The organism is Pseudomonas sp. FG-3G, from assembly GCF_901007645.1.
GTDB lineage: Bacteria > Pseudomonadota > Gammaproteobacteria > Pseudomonadales > Pseudomonadaceae > Aquipseudomonas > Aquipseudomonas rhizophila.
The window spans coordinates 14868-29208 of record NZ_CAAKGZ010000030.1 but is presented as its reverse complement, the minus strand read 5'-3'; the positions used below and the strand labels follow the sequence as shown (position 1 = coordinate 29208).

Annotated in this window: 18 protein-coding genes; all 18 read left to right on the top strand. The window is 61.5% G+C overall.

The window, feature by feature from the left end:
• The first annotated feature begins 26 nt into the window (after positions 1–26).
• The 18 genes from PSEUDOMOFG3G_RS20895 to PSEUDOMOFG3G_RS20810 all read left to right on the top strand — a co-directional run bounded on the left by PSEUDOMOFG3G_RS20895 (position 27) and on the right by PSEUDOMOFG3G_RS20810 (position 14285).
• Entirely contained in the window at positions 27–611 is a 585-nt protein-coding gene (locus tag PSEUDOMOFG3G_RS20895; RefSeq protein ID WP_139051036.1) for a hypothetical protein, read from the top strand.
• Positions 608–790 (top strand): DUF2635 domain-containing protein, encoded by a 183-nt coding sequence (locus PSEUDOMOFG3G_RS20890; RefSeq protein WP_047230004.1) that lies wholly within the window; start codon positions 608–610, stop codon positions 788–790. Before PSEUDOMOFG3G_RS20895 ends, PSEUDOMOFG3G_RS20890 begins: the two co-directional genes overlap by 4 nt.
• Positions 790–2286: a phage tail sheath subtilisin-like domain-containing protein gene (locus tag PSEUDOMOFG3G_RS20885; protein ID WP_139051035.1), complete on the top strand. Its 1497-nt coding sequence runs from the start codon at positions 790–792 to the stop codon at positions 2284–2286. Before PSEUDOMOFG3G_RS20890 ends, PSEUDOMOFG3G_RS20885 begins: the two co-directional genes overlap by 1 nt.
• Positions 2287–2353: 67 nt before the next feature.
• A complete protein-coding gene (locus PSEUDOMOFG3G_RS20880; RefSeq protein ID WP_003198314.1) occupies positions 2354–2701 on the top strand; it encodes a phage tail tube protein in 348 nt (115 codons plus the stop codon).
• The gene (locus PSEUDOMOFG3G_RS20875; protein ID WP_047230006.1) at positions 2698–2994 is read left to right on the top strand and encodes a phage tail assembly protein; all 297 of its coding nucleotides are present in this window, start codon (positions 2698–2700) and stop codon (positions 2992–2994) included. The genes PSEUDOMOFG3G_RS20880 and PSEUDOMOFG3G_RS20875 overlap by 4 nt, the downstream gene beginning before the upstream one ends.
• Positions 2995–3124: 130 nt before the next feature.
• Positions 3125–4699 (top strand): phage tail protein, encoded by a 1575-nt coding sequence (locus tag PSEUDOMOFG3G_RS20870; RefSeq protein WP_139051034.1) that lies wholly within the window; start codon positions 3125–3127, stop codon positions 4697–4699.
• Positions 4686–5924, top strand: a complete 1239-nt coding sequence (locus PSEUDOMOFG3G_RS20865) for a DNA circularization protein (RefSeq protein ID WP_076386137.1) — start codon at positions 4686–4688, stop codon at positions 5922–5924. Before PSEUDOMOFG3G_RS20870 ends, PSEUDOMOFG3G_RS20865 begins: the two co-directional genes overlap by 14 nt.
• 3 nt (positions 5925–5927) lie before the next feature.
• Positions 5928–6968, top strand: a complete 1041-nt coding sequence (locus PSEUDOMOFG3G_RS20860; protein WP_107321591.1) for a phage baseplate assembly protein — start codon at positions 5928–5930, stop codon at positions 6966–6968.
• A gap of 251 nt (positions 6969–7219) precedes the next feature.
• Complete coding sequence (locus PSEUDOMOFG3G_RS20855) at positions 7220–7729, top strand: phage baseplate assembly protein V (protein ID WP_076386133.1); 510 nt, start codon at positions 7220–7222, stop codon at positions 7727–7729.
• Complete coding sequence (locus tag PSEUDOMOFG3G_RS20850) at positions 7729–8127, top strand: phage GP46 family protein (RefSeq protein ID WP_047230011.1); 399 nt, start codon at positions 7729–7731, stop codon at positions 8125–8127. The genes PSEUDOMOFG3G_RS20855 and PSEUDOMOFG3G_RS20850 overlap by 1 nt, the downstream gene beginning before the upstream one ends.
• On the top strand, positions 8117–9157 hold the full coding sequence (locus PSEUDOMOFG3G_RS20845; protein WP_139051032.1) for a baseplate J/gp47 family protein: 1041 nt from the start codon (positions 8117–8119) through the stop codon (positions 9155–9157). The genes PSEUDOMOFG3G_RS20850 and PSEUDOMOFG3G_RS20845 overlap by 11 nt, the downstream gene beginning before the upstream one ends.
• Complete coding sequence (locus PSEUDOMOFG3G_RS20840; RefSeq protein ID WP_139051031.1) at positions 9145–9744, top strand: YmfQ family protein; 600 nt, start codon at positions 9145–9147, stop codon at positions 9742–9744. Before PSEUDOMOFG3G_RS20845 ends, PSEUDOMOFG3G_RS20840 begins: the two co-directional genes overlap by 13 nt.
• Positions 9745–9755: 11 nt before the next feature.
• Positions 9756–10925 (top strand): phage tail protein, encoded by a 1170-nt coding sequence (locus tag PSEUDOMOFG3G_RS20835; RefSeq protein WP_139051030.1) that lies wholly within the window; start codon positions 9756–9758, stop codon positions 10923–10925.
• Positions 10922–11431, top strand: a complete 510-nt coding sequence (locus PSEUDOMOFG3G_RS20830) for a phage tail protein (protein WP_139051029.1) — start codon at positions 10922–10924, stop codon at positions 11429–11431. The genes PSEUDOMOFG3G_RS20835 and PSEUDOMOFG3G_RS20830 overlap by 4 nt, the downstream gene beginning before the upstream one ends.
• Before the next feature lie 27 nt (positions 11432–11458).
• Positions 11459–12559 (top strand): phage tail protein, encoded by a 1101-nt coding sequence (locus PSEUDOMOFG3G_RS20825; RefSeq protein ID WP_139051028.1) that lies wholly within the window; start codon positions 11459–11461, stop codon positions 12557–12559.
• A gap of 7 nt (positions 12560–12566) precedes the next feature.
• On the top strand, positions 12567–13127 hold the full coding sequence (locus tag PSEUDOMOFG3G_RS20820; RefSeq protein WP_139051027.1) for a tail fiber assembly protein: 561 nt from the start codon (positions 12567–12569) through the stop codon (positions 13125–13127).
• Positions 13128–13203: 76 nt separating this feature from the next.
• Positions 13204–13767, top strand: a complete 564-nt coding sequence (locus PSEUDOMOFG3G_RS20815) for a glycoside hydrolase family 19 protein (protein WP_139051026.1) — start codon at positions 13204–13206, stop codon at positions 13765–13767.
• Complete coding sequence (locus PSEUDOMOFG3G_RS20810; RefSeq protein ID WP_139051025.1) at positions 13749–14285, top strand: lysis system i-spanin subunit Rz; 537 nt, start codon at positions 13749–13751, stop codon at positions 14283–14285. Before PSEUDOMOFG3G_RS20815 ends, PSEUDOMOFG3G_RS20810 begins: the two co-directional genes overlap by 19 nt.
• The last annotated feature ends 56 nt before the right edge of the window (positions 14286–14341 follow it).

Genomic DNA, 14341 nt, shown 5'->3' with positions numbered 1-14341 from the left:
GCCTTCCATACAACTGGAGCACCTCCATGAAGATCACTCCGATCCTCACGCAACTGCGTGGGCAATGTCCGACGCTCGGCAATCGCGTGGCGGCAGGTTTTGACCTCGTCACGTTGCAAGCCGACACGCCGCTGCAAACCCCCTGCGCCTATGTCCTGCCAAGCGCCGACATTGCCAGCAAGAACGCCGCCCAGAACGCCACGCTGCAAGCGGTGCGTGACCGTTTCGACACCGTACTGGTGCTCGACGCCACCGATGCGACAAAAGCGCTGGATCTGTTGCACGACCTGCGCGCCGAACTGTGGCGGGCGCTGGTGGGGTTCAAGCCCGGTGGTGACTACACCGGCATCGAGTACGACGGCAGTGAACTGGTTTCCATCAACAGCAGCCGCGTGTTGTACCGGCTGCACTTTTTCGCCGAGTTCCAGCTGGGCCGCAATCTGGCGAGCCAGCCTGCCGAAAGCTGGCACGAGCGTGAACTGGACGGCTTGTCGTCCTTTACCGGGGCCACCGTGCGGGTCGATGCCATCGACCCGGCGGACCCCAACCTGAAACGTCCCGGCCCTGATGGGCGCGTGGAACTGACCTTCTCTGGAGACGTAACCCCATGAGCAAACGCATCACCGTGCTGCCGGCCCCGGGCCGTGCCGTACCGGACCCGGAAGCGGGCGATCTGTTGCCCCTCGAGGGCCGTGAAGTACCGGACAGCGCCTGGTGGCGTCGACGTCTGGCCGATGGCGATATCACTACCAAAACCGTGAAAGCGGCAAAACCACAGGGAGCCAAATAATGGCGATCGGATTCAGCAACATCCCCGCGGACATTCGTGTTCCGCTGTTCTACGCCGAAATGGACAACTCGGCGGCCAATAGCGCGTCGTCGGCCATGCGCCGTTTGATCGTGGCCCAGGTCAACGACAACGTGGCCCCGGCCGAGGTCGGTAAACTGGTGCTGGTGTCCAGCGTTGCGCTGGCCAAAAACATCGGCGGTCAAGGTTCGATGCTTGCCTCGATGTACGAAACCTGGCGCAAGACCGACCCGCTGGGCGAGATCTGGTGCCTGCCGCTGCACAACGTCGAAGGTGCCATTGCCCAGGGCGTGCTGACCCTGACCGGCGCCGCCACTCAAAGCGGCATGCTCAATCTGTATGTGGGTGGCGTGCGTGTTCAAGCGGCTATCGTCAATGGAGCGACGGCCGCTCAAGCCGCCACTGCGCTGGCCTTGAAGATCAACGCGGCGGCCGATCTGCCGGTGATTGCTGCGGCTGCCGAGGGTGTTGTGACCCTGAGCGCCAAATGGACCGGCGACAGCGGTAACGACATCAGCCTGCAATTCAATCGCCTGGGCAAGAGTAATGACGAAGACACCCCGGCCGGCCTGACCACCGCCATCACGGCAATGACCGGTGGGGCCGGTGTACCGGACCAGACCGCCGCCGTCGCGGCGCTGGGTGACGAGCCGTTCGAATTCATCGCGATGCCGTGGTCCGATGTGGCAAGTCTCAACACCTGGCAAGCGGTCATGGACGACAGCACTGGTCGCTGGTCCTGGGCCAAGCAGTTGTTCGGCCATGTCTACAGCGCCAAGCGCGGCACCATCGGCACCCTGGTGGCGGCCGGTCAGGCGCGCAACGACCAGCACATGACTATCCAGGCCCTGGAATTGGGTGTGCCGCAACCGTTCTGGGTCCAGGCCGCTGCATTGGCCGCCCGTACTGCGGTGTTCATTTCCGCCGACGCCAGCCGTCCGACCCAGAGCGGCAGTCTGCCAGGCCTGGATCCGGCGCCGGCCAGCGAACGTTTCACCCTGACCGAGCGTCAGTCGCTGCTCAACTACGGTATCGCCACGGCCTACTACGAAGGTGGCTACGTGCGCATCCAGCGTTCGATCACCACCTATCAGAAGAACGCTTTTGGCCAGGCTGACAATTCCTACCTGGACAGCGAAACCATGCACCAGTCGGCGTTCATCGTGCGTCGCCTGCAAAGTGTGATCACCAGCAAATATGGGCGCCACAAACTGGCTGCCGACGGCACCCGTTTCGGCGCCGGCCAGCCCATCGTGACGCCGAGCACCATTCGCGGCGAGTTGATCGCCCAGTACGCCAAGCTGGAGCTGGAAGGCCACGTGGAAAACGCCGAGCTGTTCGCCGAGCACCTGGTTGTCGAGCGTGACAGTCAGGACCCGAGCCGGGTCAATGTGCTGTTCCCGCCGGACTACATCAATGGTTTGCGGGTGTTCGCACTGCTCAACCAGTTCCGTCTGCAATACGACGACGCCGCCTGAAAGTCGCGTTTGAACGTATGAACTGCGCCCACCTCGTGTGGGCTTTTTATTTGAAGGGAGAAACACCATGGGTCAACTGATTGCGGGCACCTGCTACGTCAAAGTGGACGGCGCTCAACTGACCATCAACGGCGGCTGCGAAGCGCCACTGATGTTCACCAAACGCGAAACCGTCGTACCGGGTTTCTATAAGGAAACCGACATTGCCCCGTCCTTCAAGGTGACGGCGCTGCACACCGCGGACTTCCCGCTCAAGCAACTGGTCGCCGGCACCGACATGACCGTCACCTGCGAATTCAACAATGGCAAGGTTTACGTACTGGCCGGCGCCTACCTGGTGGAAGAGCCGGTGTCCAAGGGCGACGACGCCACCATCGAACTGAAATTCGAAGGCATCAAGGGGACCTGGCAATGAGCGATGTCGTGACGCTGCGCGTGGCCATCGAGGCCCACGGCGAGCCGCTGAGCGAACTGACCCTGCGCCGTCCGACGGTGCAGGAGGTCCGGGCGATCAAGGCGCTGCCGTACAAGATCGACAAGAGCGAGGAGGTGAGCCTGGACATGGACGTCGCGGCCAAATACATCGCGGTCTGCGCCGGCATCCCGCCGTCGTCGGTCAACCAGTTGGACCTGGCTGACCTCAACGCATTGAGCTGGGCCGTCGCGAGTTTTTTCATGAGTGCGGCGTCGCAGCCATCGGCGACCTGATCGCAGCCGCCTATGACCTGGCCTGGTTCTGGAAGGTTGACCCCGAACAGATGATGGCCAGGCCACTGGATGTGCTCCGCGAGTCCCTGGAGCACGCGCAACGGATCAATGCGATGCAGCAGGTGCAGTGATGGCAGAGACACAAAAGGTAGAGAAAAAAGCAGTGCTGCTGACCGGCATCGATGAGCTGTCGCCCAAGCTTGCCAGCCTTCGAGCGAAGGTCGCCAGCTTCAAGCAGAACCTCGATGCCACGGGCCTTGGCAGCCTGGATATTTCCGCTCTGCTCCCCGAGGGCGGCCTGGCCAAACCGTTCATGGAGGGGCTCACGTCAGCAGAGGCTTTCAAAGGTGAAGTGGGCGCGGCGAACGCGGCGGCCAGCAGCTTGAAGGCACCTGAAGCGCCGCGTGTGGCGGCACAAAGCCTGGATGGATTGAAGACTTCCATCAGCAATGTGTCGGTGCAGTTCGGTTCGGCCCTGGGGCCGGCGGTCAACGCGGCGGCAGCCAGCTTGCAGCCGATGGTCACGGGTGTGGCCCAGGTGCTGCAGGATAACCCGCAATTGGTGCAGGGCCTGGCGACTGGCGTCGTGGCGTTCAATGCGATTCAAACGGCGGTCAGTGGTGCGAGCCAGGCGCTGGAAGTGGTCAACCTGGCCTTGAAGATGAACCCCATCGGCTTGATTGCCATGGGCATCGCCTTGGCGGCCGGAATGATCATCGCCCATTGGACACCGATTTCGGCGTTCTTCGCCGGGCTCTGGCAGAAGCTAGCGCCGATCGTCTTGCCGATGGTCGAGTTCTTCAAGACGATGTTCGCCTTCACCCCGATGGGGTTGGTGATCAGCAACTGGGGCCCGATCAGCAGTTTTTTCGGCGCGCTCTGGAATGTGATCGTGGCGGCGGCAACGCCAGTCATCGGTTTCATGCAGACGCTGTTCGCCTGGTCACCGTTGGGTTTGATCATCAGCAACTGGGCGCCCCTGACCGGGTTGTTCGCAGCGATCTGGGATCTGCTCAAGGCGTTGACTGTGCCGGTAATGGACGCGCTGAAAGGTCTGTTCGACTGGACGCCGCTGGGGCTGATCATGGCCAACTGGGGCACGATTGGGGAAGTCTTCGCCGGGATCTGGGAAGGCATTCGCAATCAGGTATCGATCATGCTGGCGGTGTTCAGCGGCCTGTTCGACTGGTCACCCATCGAGGGCCTGACCCGACAGTGGGGGCCGGTGGGTGAATGGTTCAGCCAGTGGTGGGACGAACTGCAGGGCGTGATTGCACCGATCAAGGCGTTCTTCAACGGCGGCTTCGGTGAAATTATCACCTCGTTCACCGGCAAGGTCGAAGGGTTGACCGAGGCGCAGCGCCAGACCAATGCCGAAGGCAAGGGCGAGCTGGCGCCGGCGTTTTTTGGTGGGGCCAGTGAGCCGCCAGCGGGCCTGTCTTCCAGTCTTGCGCCGGCGTCCGGCAACCTGCCGATGAAAACCTCATTGACGCCAGGCGCATTGCCGCAAACCTCCAGCGCCCTGGTGCAACAAAGCGCCGCCAACAATCGTACGCAGCTCGAAGGCGGCCTGACCGTGCGCTTCGAAAATGCGCCGGCCGGTTTGCGCGCCGATCCACCACAGACCAATCAACCGGCCCTGGCGGTGAGTTCGCGCATCGGCTATCGCTCACTTTCCACAGGAGGTTCCAATGAGCTGGCGTGATCGTTTGTTGCCGGCGTCGTTTCGTGGTGTCGGGTTCTGGGTCGATCAGGCGAAAACCCCGGTCGGCCACAAGGGCCAGTTGCATGAATATCCCCAGCGTGACCAGCCGTTCTTCGAAGGTCTCGGTCAGCAAGCGAAGATTCATGAGCTGACCGCGTTCATCGTCGGCCCCGATTGCCTGGAGCAGCGCGACAAGTTGCTCAAGGCCCTGGAGCAGGGCAGCGGCGAACTGGTGCATCCGTGGTTGGGGCGCCTGCAGGTCAAGGTCGGTGAATGCGACATGACCCACACCCGCCAGGACGGTGGCCTGGTGACCTTCGCCCTGAAGTTCTACCCCGACCAGCCGCTGCAATTCCCGTCGGCCGCGATCAACAGCCAGAAACTGTTGCTGGTGTCGGCTGACAGTTTCCTGGGTGCGGCGGTGCGGCGCTTCGAAGACGCGATGACGCTGATCAAAGCCGCGCGGATCGGCATCGCTGACCTGCGCAACAGCCTCAAGGATGTCTACGGCGTCATCGAGCAGGAACTCAAACCGTTGATCGAGACTTATCGGCAACTCAGCGATCTGGTCAAGGCGGTGAAGGAGCTGCCCAAGGAAGTGGCGGCCGAGTTCAAAGGGTTGCTGGGGGACATCCGGGAATTGAAGGACTTTGCCCGTGACGGCTATCGCGGCGTGATTGCCAGCGTGTCGCAACAGGTCGAGGCGATTCGCAAGGCGGACGCCCCCAAACTCACCACTGGCAAGGACACCACGGCGGCGGCCCAGGCCGTAGCCGATCTGGTCCAGGACACGCTGCTGGTGCAGGCCGCGCAATGGATTGCGGCGATGCCGGTGGCCGCACCGGCGGTCAAGTTGGGCGCCACCCCATCGGTGGCGCAGCAGGCGGTGCAGCCGGTCCAGCGTCGTGACGTGCCGGTGGCCGACGATGTGCTGGCCCTGCGCGATGCCCTCAACGAGGCCATCTGGCAAGCCTCGCTCAAGGCCGATCCGGATCACTACCAGGCAATGAACAATTTGCGTCAGCAGATGGCCGCGCACCTGACGGCGGTAGCGTCGTCGGGCGTAAGGCTGATCAACCTGTCGTTCAAGCAAAGCCTGCCGGCGTTGGTGGTGGCGTATCAGCAATTTGCCGATGCTACCCGGGTCACCGAAGTGACCCAGCGCAATGGCGTGGCTCACCCTGGTTTCCTGCCGCCCAACGACCTGAAAGTCTCGGGGGAATAAACCATGAACGAGCTCGACAACGCAGTCTCGCTCACCGTCGGCGGGCTGGATTACGGCGGCTGGAAAAGCGTGGAAATCAGTGCGGACCTGGAGCGGCAGTTCCGCACCTTCAAACTCGACATCACTTGGCAATGGCCAGGGCAGACCCAGTCGGTGCCAATTCGTCCTGGGGATGAATGTCAGGTGCGCATCGGTGCCGACCTGGTGCTCAGCGGCTACGTGTTCAAAGCCCCGGTCAGTTATGACGGGCGCCAGATCAGCCTGAGCATCGAGGGTGGTTCCAGGACCCAGGACTTGGTGGACTGCGCGGCGATCAATCGCCCGAGCCAATGGCGCGGGCAAACGGTGCTGAGCATCGTCCAGGCCCTGGCCTCGCAATATGGCGTGGGAGTGATCAGTGAGATCCCTGAAACCGCTCGGTTGAGCGAACACAGCATCGTGCCGGGGGAAACGGTCTTTCAATCCATCGACCGTCTGCTGACGTTGTTCCGGGTGTTTTCCACTGACGATGCCGAAGGCCGCGTGTTGCTGGCCAAACCCGGGAGTGGCGGGCGAGCCAGTGATGTGCTGGAACTGGGGAAAAACATTCTCTCGGGCAATGCACCGATGGACTACAGCCAGGTGTTCTCCGAATACCGGGTCATCGGCCAGCACAAAGGCAGTGATCAGCAGAGCGGGGCGGCGGTGAGCGAAGTTTCCGGCATCGCGACCGACCTGGGCTTCAAGCGCAAGCGGGTCACGGTGATCAGCGAAAGCGCGCAATTGACCTTCGAGCTGGCCCAGCAACGAGCCGATTGGGAAAGCGCTATCCGCACTGGCAAGGCCCTGACCACGACCTACCGCGTGCAGGGCTGGCGTCAGGCCAATGGTGATTTGTGGCGACATAACACGCTGGTGCGAGTGATCGACCCGGTGCTGGGGTTTGACGGCGACATGCTGATCTCCAAAGTGACGTATTCACTCTCCGCCCAAGGCTCCGTCACCACCCTGCAAGTCGCCCCGCCCCATACGTTCGACGCGAACCCGGTGCCGCCCAAAACCTGAGCCCAACGCAAAACTCCTTGTGGGAGCGGGCTTGCTCGCGAAAGCGGTGGGTCAGCTTGCCTCAATGTTGAATGAGCCCGCGCCATCGCGAGCAGGCTCGCTCCCACAGGGGGATCTTTGCCGAATACAAAACTTGATCCACTGGATATCTCTTGTGGGAGCGAGCCTGCTCGCGATGGCGTCGGTACAGCCAACAGAAGTTATGGCCAATAAACACCGCTTTCAAACTTCCGATTCCGAAGGAAACCTCAATGAGCCTACTGACCCGACTCCTGGCGCGCGGCACTGTCGTGCTCGCCAATTCGGCCACCAAGTTGCAATCGCTGCAAATGCGCCTCACCGCCGGTGAAGTGAACGACGATATGGAGCACTTCGAACCCTACGGCTTCACCAGCAACCCGTTGGCGGGTGCCGAGGGCATCGCCACGTTCCTGGGCGGTGACCGTTCCCATGCCGTGGTGCTGGTGGTCGCCGACCGTCGTTTCCGCCTCAAGGCCCTGGCCCCTGGCGAAGTGGCGATCTACACCGATGAAGGCGACAAGATCCACTTCAAGCGCGGTCGGGTCATCGACATCGACACCGCGACCTTGAACATCCGCGCCAGCAGCGCGGTGAATATCGACAGCCCGGTCATCAACCACACCGGCAAGCTCGTTTCCCAGGGCGACCAGATCGCCGGCGGCATCAGCCAGATCAAGCATGTGCACGTCGGCGTGCAGGCCGGCAACGGCCAGACCGGCGTGCCGGCGGGGGGCCAATGATGTTCATCAGCCAGAACCTGCACGCCGCGCTGACCCGCTCGGTGCTGATCAGTCTGTTCACCTGGCGCCGCGCCGCTGACGACGATGCCGTGGATGACGAGCAACGTTTCGGCTGGTGGGGCGACACTTTTCCCACCGTCGCCGACGACCGCATCGGTTCGCGGCTATGGCTGTTGCGCCGGGTCAAGCTGACCCGGCAGACCCAACTTGACGCCGAATTCTATGCCCGCGAAGCCTTGCAATGGCTGATCGACGACGGCCATTGCAGCGCCATCGACATCATCAGCGAACGCCTCGACGCCCAGCGCCTGAATCTGCGCACGGTTTTGACCCTGGCCGACGGCGAGCGCCTGGACATCAACCCCGATAACAGTTGGCAGGTGACCTATGCCGTTTGAAACCCCTTCGCTGCCGGTGCTCATCAAGCGCGCCCAAAGCGACCTGGCCAGCGATTCGCTGCGCCAGTCCGATGCCCAAGTGCTGGCTCGCACCCTGGGTGGCGCCGCCTATGGCCTGTATGGCTACCTGGATTGGATCGCTGAGCAGATCCTGCCAGACAAGGCCGACGAATCCACCCTGGAGCGCATCGCCGCCCTGCGCCTGAACCAGGCGCGCAAAGCGGCCCAGGTGGCCAGCGGCAGTGTCAGTTTCACCGCCACCGCGGGTGCGGTGCTGGATGTCGACACGCTGCTGCAATCCAGCGATGGGCGCACCTACAAAGTGACCAGCGCCCGCACCACCAGCAATGGCCTGAACAGCACCACTGTCGCCGCGTTGGACGCCGGCAGCCTGGGGAATGCCGATGCCGGCCTGGTGTTGACGCCGGTGCAGCCGATCCTTGGGATCGGCAACAGCTTCACCGTGCTCGCGCCCGGGTTGACCGGCGGCCTCGCCCGGGAAAGCCTCGAATCCCTGCGAGCCAGAGTGATCCGCTCCTACCGCATCATTCCCCACGGCGGTTCCGCGCAGGACTATGAAACCTGGGCCCTGGAATGCCCTGGCATCACCCGCGCCTGGTGTCGCGGCAGTTACCTGGGGCCCGGCACCGTTGGCGTGTTCGTCATGCGTGACGACGATCCGCTGCCGATTCCCAACGCCGAACAACTGGAAGAAGTCCGGGCCTATATCGAGCCGCTGCGCCCGGTCACCGCCGAGGTGCATGTGCTGGCGCCAACCCAGGTGCCGGTGACCTACCGGCTGCGCATTACCCCGGACACCAGCACCGTGCGCGCCGCCATCGAAGCGCAACTGCGCGACCTGCATAACCGCGAAGCTGGCCTCGGCGAAACCCTGTTGCTGACCCACATCGCCGAAGCCATCAGCAGCGCCACCGGCGAAACCGACCACAAACTCACCGCACCCATCGCTGACGTGGTCGCTGCCAGCAATCAGTTGCTGACCTTCGGAGGCTGCGTATGGCTGGAATAAGAACCGCCGAGCAGTACCAGGCCCAACTGCGCAGCCTGCTGCCCAGCGGTCCGGCATGGGACCCGGAGCGTGTGCCGGAACTGGAAGAGGTGCTCGAAGGCATCGCCCAGGAACTGGCGCGTCTCGACGCCCGCGCCGCCGACCTGCTCCACGAAATGGACCCGGCGGGTGTGAGTGAGCTGGTGTCGGATTGGGAGCGGGTGATGAACCTGCCCGACCCGTGCCTCGGCGCTACACCGCTGTATGACGATCGCCGGTTGGCGGTGCGTCGGCGATTGTTGGCGGTGGGCAGTCAGGCCATCGCTTATTACGTGGAAATCGCCAAGAGCCAGGGCTACCCCAACGCCACCATCACCGAACTCAAGGCTCCCCGCATGGGCCGCGCCCGCTTCGGCGAAGCGCACTTCGGCACCTGGCAGGCGCAATTCATGTGGACCCTCAACACCGGCGGCCGCCTGCTGCTCGGCCGACGTTTTGGCGCCAGCTATTGGGGGGAGCGTTTCGGCGTCAATCCGGGTTCGGCGCTCGAGTGCCTGATTCATCGTAGTGCGCCGGCGCATACGAAGGTTCACATCAATTATGACTAGGGAGTAGATGAATGGATTATCCGAAGAGTGTGCCCAGCGCCGGGCTGGTGAATGGGAAGTTCGTGGATGAAAACCCGTTGACCGGGACGCCGGGGTCGTTGATTCCGGCGGCCTGGGGGAATGGGGTGACGCAGGAGATTGTGAATGTCATCAAGGCGGGGGATCTGGCGCCAGATGAAACCCAAAACGATCAATTACTCGAAGCGATTCAGTCGGTCGCCGCCAAGGGCTGGAACCAGGATCTCGCGCTTCCGATCGCCGCTTTGTCGCTGCCGACGATTGCAACGGCGGATGCCCGTCTGGCAGTAACGCCTACGGCCGTGTCCACCAGCGGCGGCCGCGTTTCGATTCCGATGGGTGTGTACATCAGCATCGGACAAGACGTGGTGAGTGGACGGTTGGGCCGTTCACGTACCTACGTGACGACGGCGTGGAGCAGCGCCGATCTGTTGCCCAGCGCCAGCTATTTTCTAAGAGCACAGGTCATAGGCGGCGCACTGACATTCTATGTGCAGCGTGGAAGCCTGTATGACCTCCCGCCGGAGTCCTTGAAGGGGACTGTCAACGGCGCGTCCGGCGGTGGGTTTGCGTCGACGCCCCTGGACATCTGCCTGGCCTGGGTGATGACCGGGGCGCCGGGCTCCTTGCCGACGATTCGCACGATCTATAACCGTGCTCAATTGACCTGGACGCAAACTTTAAATGGGACTGGGGTGGTTTATTTGCCGCTCGATCCGCACGCCCGGGCGGCGCGGCTTGTGGCGGGTAATCCTACTCCTCCACCGAATGCAGTGACGTCGCTGACATTCGTTCAGGCTGGGTGGGTCGGGGGCAATTACAGCTACCTGTCACCTGTCTCAGTAACTCCCGGCAACAACGCGATGGGTTGGGCTAATCCCGCAAGTGCGCCAATGGCAATGTGCGTGTTGTTCTCCAATAACGTTGTCAATGATGTAACGGTCGCCACAGTTACAGCCAGTTTTGACCATGCCCAGTCGCGTTCGCTTTGGCAGTCGTACCAGGCCGAGCACACATTGGGCGCCACCAATGCCGATAGCGACGAGTTGCTATTGAGCATGGGGATCAAGGGGCACCAGGCCCTGACGGATTACAGCGTGGGCATCGCCGTCAACTTTACCAACGCAGTCAATGTTCACCTGTCTTGGGAGCTGATCCGATGAAAGTCATTCAAGAGCTGCACCAATACGAAGATGGACTTCGCTCGCCTGCGCCTTCTTCCGCCCATATCTGGGAGGACGGTACGTGGGTGCTTACCGAAGAGAATGCCGCCGAGCAGTTGCGTCAGGAAGCCGAACGCTTGTGCGCCACGGTCGATACCGCTGCCGACAGCGCCCGCCGCACGTTGGCCGGTGATCCCTTGCGTGCCTTGGAATACCAACAAGCCGCCCTGGAGGCGCAGGCCTTCAAGGATCAGGGCTACCCGAAAAAATTGGTTCCGTTGTCCGTTTCTGCGTGGGTCGTCAAAGGGCGCACAGCCAAGCAGGCGGCGGATCAGATTCTCGCCAAGGCCGCCGAATTTGAAGCAAACCTGCTGGCGCTTCGCGAACTGCGTCTCAAGGCCAAGGCACAGATTCGCGCACACATGGCCAAAGGCAAGGCGGATCTTGCCAGCCAAGCCGTTGATGATGTGCTCACGACTATCCGAGCGCTACCTCTTCGCGCTTGAGCCCCATCTCATAGAGAGTAATAAAACATGGATTATCCAAAAAGTGTTCCCAGCGTCGGGCTGGTGAACGGTCGGTTTGTGGATGAAAATCCGCTGGCGGGCACTCCCGGGTCGTTGATTCCAGCAGTATGGGGAAACAGTGTCACTCAGGAAATCCTGGGCGTGATCTCCGCGGCCGGCATGACGCCGTCCGAAGCGGATAACGGTCAGTTGATCAAGGCACTGCAAACCATTCTCGGGCGTAGTAGTCCGATGCGTTCAGTTGTCACGCGGCTTACCACATCAAAGGTGTTGGCCGCCGACGAGTTGGGGCTGGTGCTGATTGATTCAAGTGCTGGTGCGAGCACAGTAACCCTACCTGCGGCCAATGCGGTGCTCGGTGTTCGCGATGTGATTGTGCGTCGCGTGGATAACAGTGGTAACCGTCTGATGGTGCGCGCTTCCGGTACCGATCGGATCCGCTTTCATACCCACCTGGCGGCCAGCGGCTATCCATTTCTGGTATTGATGGGCAGTGGCGATTGGTGGCATTTGCGCAGTGATGAAACCGGAGCTTGGTGGCCGGTAGGCCGGTTTGATGCAACGGCGCTGGGGCGCGTTTCTTTCGAGAGCACTCGCCAAGTCATTCCGGGTGGGTATGCAGTGCTTAACGGAAACCTATTGGTGCGTAGCGATTGGCCGTGGCTGTGGGATCACGCGCAATTGTCCGGTGCGTTGGTGAGCGAAGCCAGTAGGTCGGGAAATGAAGGCGCGTGGACGAGCGGTGATGGGGCTACAACGTTTCGGATTCCCGATATTCGCGGCGAGTTCTTGCGCGTATTGGATGAGGCACGAGGGGTAGATATTGACCGTTCGGCGGGCAGCAGACAGATGTATACCCTTGAAAGCCACAACCATTATTTGCCCACCAGCTCGGGAAGTGCTAATCGCCCTGGTCCTGCTATTGCTGATGCGTCTTGGGACGTCACCCGCGATGTCAATGCTGCGCCTGCAACAGGGATAGTCGGTACGACTTATCCAAATCCACTGTTTTTTTCCAGTCCGGCCATGGTCGGCAATATAGGGAGCTTCGGCACTGAAACCCGCCCCAGGAACATCGCCTATCCCGCCCGAATCAAGCTGATCTGAGGTGACTATGTTTATTTATCTGTTTGACGACGCCGGTGTTCTATCGGGGCCGGTAGACCTTTTCGTGACCCCAGGGATGGGGATTCAGATCCCTGGTAACGGCATCCAACTTTCCTTCGAACTACCTCCCGCCCAAGACCATCATTCTTGGGTCATGGTCAATGGCGTTCCTCGAGAAATGGTGGACTGGCGTGGTTCGGTGTATCGCAAGGACAACGGCGCTCTTCTGGAGTGGACCGAGTTCGGTGAGTTGCCAGATACCTACACAGCCGAGCCGTGGCCGGGCAATTACCATGTATGGCACGAGAACCGCTGGGTATTCGACGAGGCTCTACAGCAGGTCGATCTCAAGCGCGAAGTCTTGGCAAGACGCGATAAATTGCTGCGTGAAGCGGTTCAAAGAATTGCTCCCTTCCAGTACGCCGAAGACATCGGGGATGCGAGCGATCAGGAGCAACTGACGCTGATGGAGTGGAAACTCTACAGCGTTGAGTTGAATCGCATCCAGCATCAGGTCGGTTTTCCTAGCGATATCAACTGGCCGGCCTTGCCCGAGCCCGCCCTGTAATACCGTCACCGCAAAATGGCAAACACTCACTCCGGTTGGCCGGGCATTTCAATAACGTGTTTTCGATGATCTGATCATGGACGTTACACCGCAGCAACTCATCAACATCATGCCCAACGCCCGCTCTCAAGCGGGCGTTTTTATTTCCGCGCTGAACACCGCCATGTCGCACCATCGCATCGACACACCCAAACGCATGGCCGCGTTTCTGGCCCAGATTGGCCATGAATCAGGGCAATTGCGCTACGTGCGCGAACTTGGCAGTGAGCAATATCTCAGCAAGTACGACACGGGATCGTTGGCCGTTCGCCTGGGCAATACGCCCCAGGCCGACGGTGACGGTCAGCAATATCGTGGTCGCGGCCTGATTCAGATTACCGGGCGTGACAATTATCGACGTTGCAGCTTGGGTTTGTTCGGCGATGAACGACTGTTGGCGTTGCCGCAACTGCTGGAGCAACCGCAATGGGCGGCTGAGTCTGCCGCCTGGTTCTGGAATCAGAACGGTTTGAACGAACTGGCCGACCGCGATCAGTTCAACACCATCACCCGCCGTATCAACGGCGGTTTGAATGGCTTGCAGGATCGTCTGCAACTCTGGGCGCGGGCGAGGGCGGTGTTATGTCAGCCTTCGGTTTGATGCCTTTTTTTTCTCGCTCCTTTGGTGTTGCTGTGTTGCTGGCGTTGGTGGCCGGCGGCCCGGCGGTGTTGGCCTGGCAAGTCCAGGCGTGGCGTTATGACCGGCAACTGGCGCAAGCGGCTCAGGTCCAGGCGCAGACGCTGAATCAAATCACCCAGGCAGCAGCGATTCAACAGAAGGCCGAGCAAGACAAGCGCCTGGCCCTGGAACAACAACTCTCCGCCAGCGAACAATCCCATTACCGAGCCTTGAGCGATGCCCAACGTGACCAGGATCGCTTGCGCGATCGTCTTGCTACTGCCGATGTCCGGCTGTCAGTCCTCCTCGACGCCGACGATGTTGCCGCCGGTTGTGCAGTGCCTGCCACCGCCGGCGCCGGCGGCGTGGATCATGGCCCCCCACGCGCCCGACTTGACCCGGCGCATGCTCAACGAATTATCGCCATCACCGACGCAGGGGATCGTGGATTGATCGCTCTGCAAGCCTGTCAGGCGTACGTCAGGGCATTGGGGCGCTGATCCGGCGAGCCTTGCAAGCCTGGAATGCTCGTGTACGGTAGGGCCCTTGCATCGAA

What these genes read in the sequence shown, in the direction of transcription:
- PSEUDOMOFG3G_RS20870 (WP_139051034.1), top strand. Translation starts at nt 3,125, where the DNA reads ATGGCAGAGACACAAAAGGTAGAGAAAAAAGCAGTGCTGCTGACCGGC.
- PSEUDOMOFG3G_RS20885 (WP_139051035.1), top strand. Translation starts at nt 790, where the DNA reads ATGGCGATCGGATTCAGCAACATCCCCGCGGACATTCGTGTTCCGCTG.
- PSEUDOMOFG3G_RS20820 (WP_139051027.1), top strand. Translation starts at nt 12,567, where the DNA reads ATGTTTATTTATCTGTTTGACGACGCCGGTGTTCTATCGGGGCCGGTA.
- PSEUDOMOFG3G_RS20810 (WP_139051025.1), top strand. Translation starts at nt 13,749, where the DNA reads ATGTCAGCCTTCGGTTTGATGCCTTTTTTTTCTCGCTCCTTTGGTGTT.
- PSEUDOMOFG3G_RS20855 (WP_076386133.1), top strand. Translation starts at nt 7,220, where the DNA reads ATGAGCCTACTGACCCGACTCCTGGCGCGCGGCACTGTCGTGCTCGCC.
- PSEUDOMOFG3G_RS20845 (WP_139051032.1), top strand. Translation starts at nt 8,117, where the DNA reads ATGCCGTTTGAAACCCCTTCGCTGCCGGTGCTCATCAAGCGCGCCCAA.
- PSEUDOMOFG3G_RS20860 (WP_107321591.1), top strand. Translation starts at nt 5,928, where the DNA reads ATGAACGAGCTCGACAACGCAGTCTCGCTCACCGTCGGCGGGCTGGAT.
- PSEUDOMOFG3G_RS20880 (WP_003198314.1), top strand. Translation starts at nt 2,354, where the DNA reads ATGGGTCAACTGATTGCGGGCACCTGCTACGTCAAAGTGGACGGCGCT.
- PSEUDOMOFG3G_RS20825 (WP_139051028.1), top strand. Translation starts at nt 11,459, where the DNA reads ATGGATTATCCAAAAAGTGTTCCCAGCGTCGGGCTGGTGAACGGTCGG.
- PSEUDOMOFG3G_RS20895 (WP_139051036.1), top strand. Translation starts at nt 27, where the DNA reads ATGAAGATCACTCCGATCCTCACGCAACTGCGTGGGCAATGTCCGACG.
- PSEUDOMOFG3G_RS20850 (WP_047230011.1), top strand. Translation starts at nt 7,729, where the DNA reads ATGTTCATCAGCCAGAACCTGCACGCCGCGCTGACCCGCTCGGTGCTG.
- PSEUDOMOFG3G_RS20815 (WP_139051026.1), top strand. Translation starts at nt 13,204, where the DNA reads ATGGACGTTACACCGCAGCAACTCATCAACATCATGCCCAACGCCCGC.
- PSEUDOMOFG3G_RS20830 (WP_139051029.1), top strand. Translation starts at nt 10,922, where the DNA reads ATGAAAGTCATTCAAGAGCTGCACCAATACGAAGATGGACTTCGCTCG.
- PSEUDOMOFG3G_RS20840 (WP_139051031.1), top strand. Translation starts at nt 9,145, where the DNA reads ATGGCTGGAATAAGAACCGCCGAGCAGTACCAGGCCCAACTGCGCAGC.
- PSEUDOMOFG3G_RS20890 (WP_047230004.1), top strand. Translation starts at nt 608, where the DNA reads ATGAGCAAACGCATCACCGTGCTGCCGGCCCCGGGCCGTGCCGTACCG.
- PSEUDOMOFG3G_RS20865 (WP_076386137.1), top strand. Translation starts at nt 4,686, where the DNA reads ATGAGCTGGCGTGATCGTTTGTTGCCGGCGTCGTTTCGTGGTGTCGGG.
- PSEUDOMOFG3G_RS20835 (WP_139051030.1), top strand. Translation starts at nt 9,756, where the DNA reads ATGGATTATCCGAAGAGTGTGCCCAGCGCCGGGCTGGTGAATGGGAAG.
- PSEUDOMOFG3G_RS20875 (WP_047230006.1), top strand. Translation starts at nt 2,698, where the DNA reads ATGAGCGATGTCGTGACGCTGCGCGTGGCCATCGAGGCCCACGGCGAG.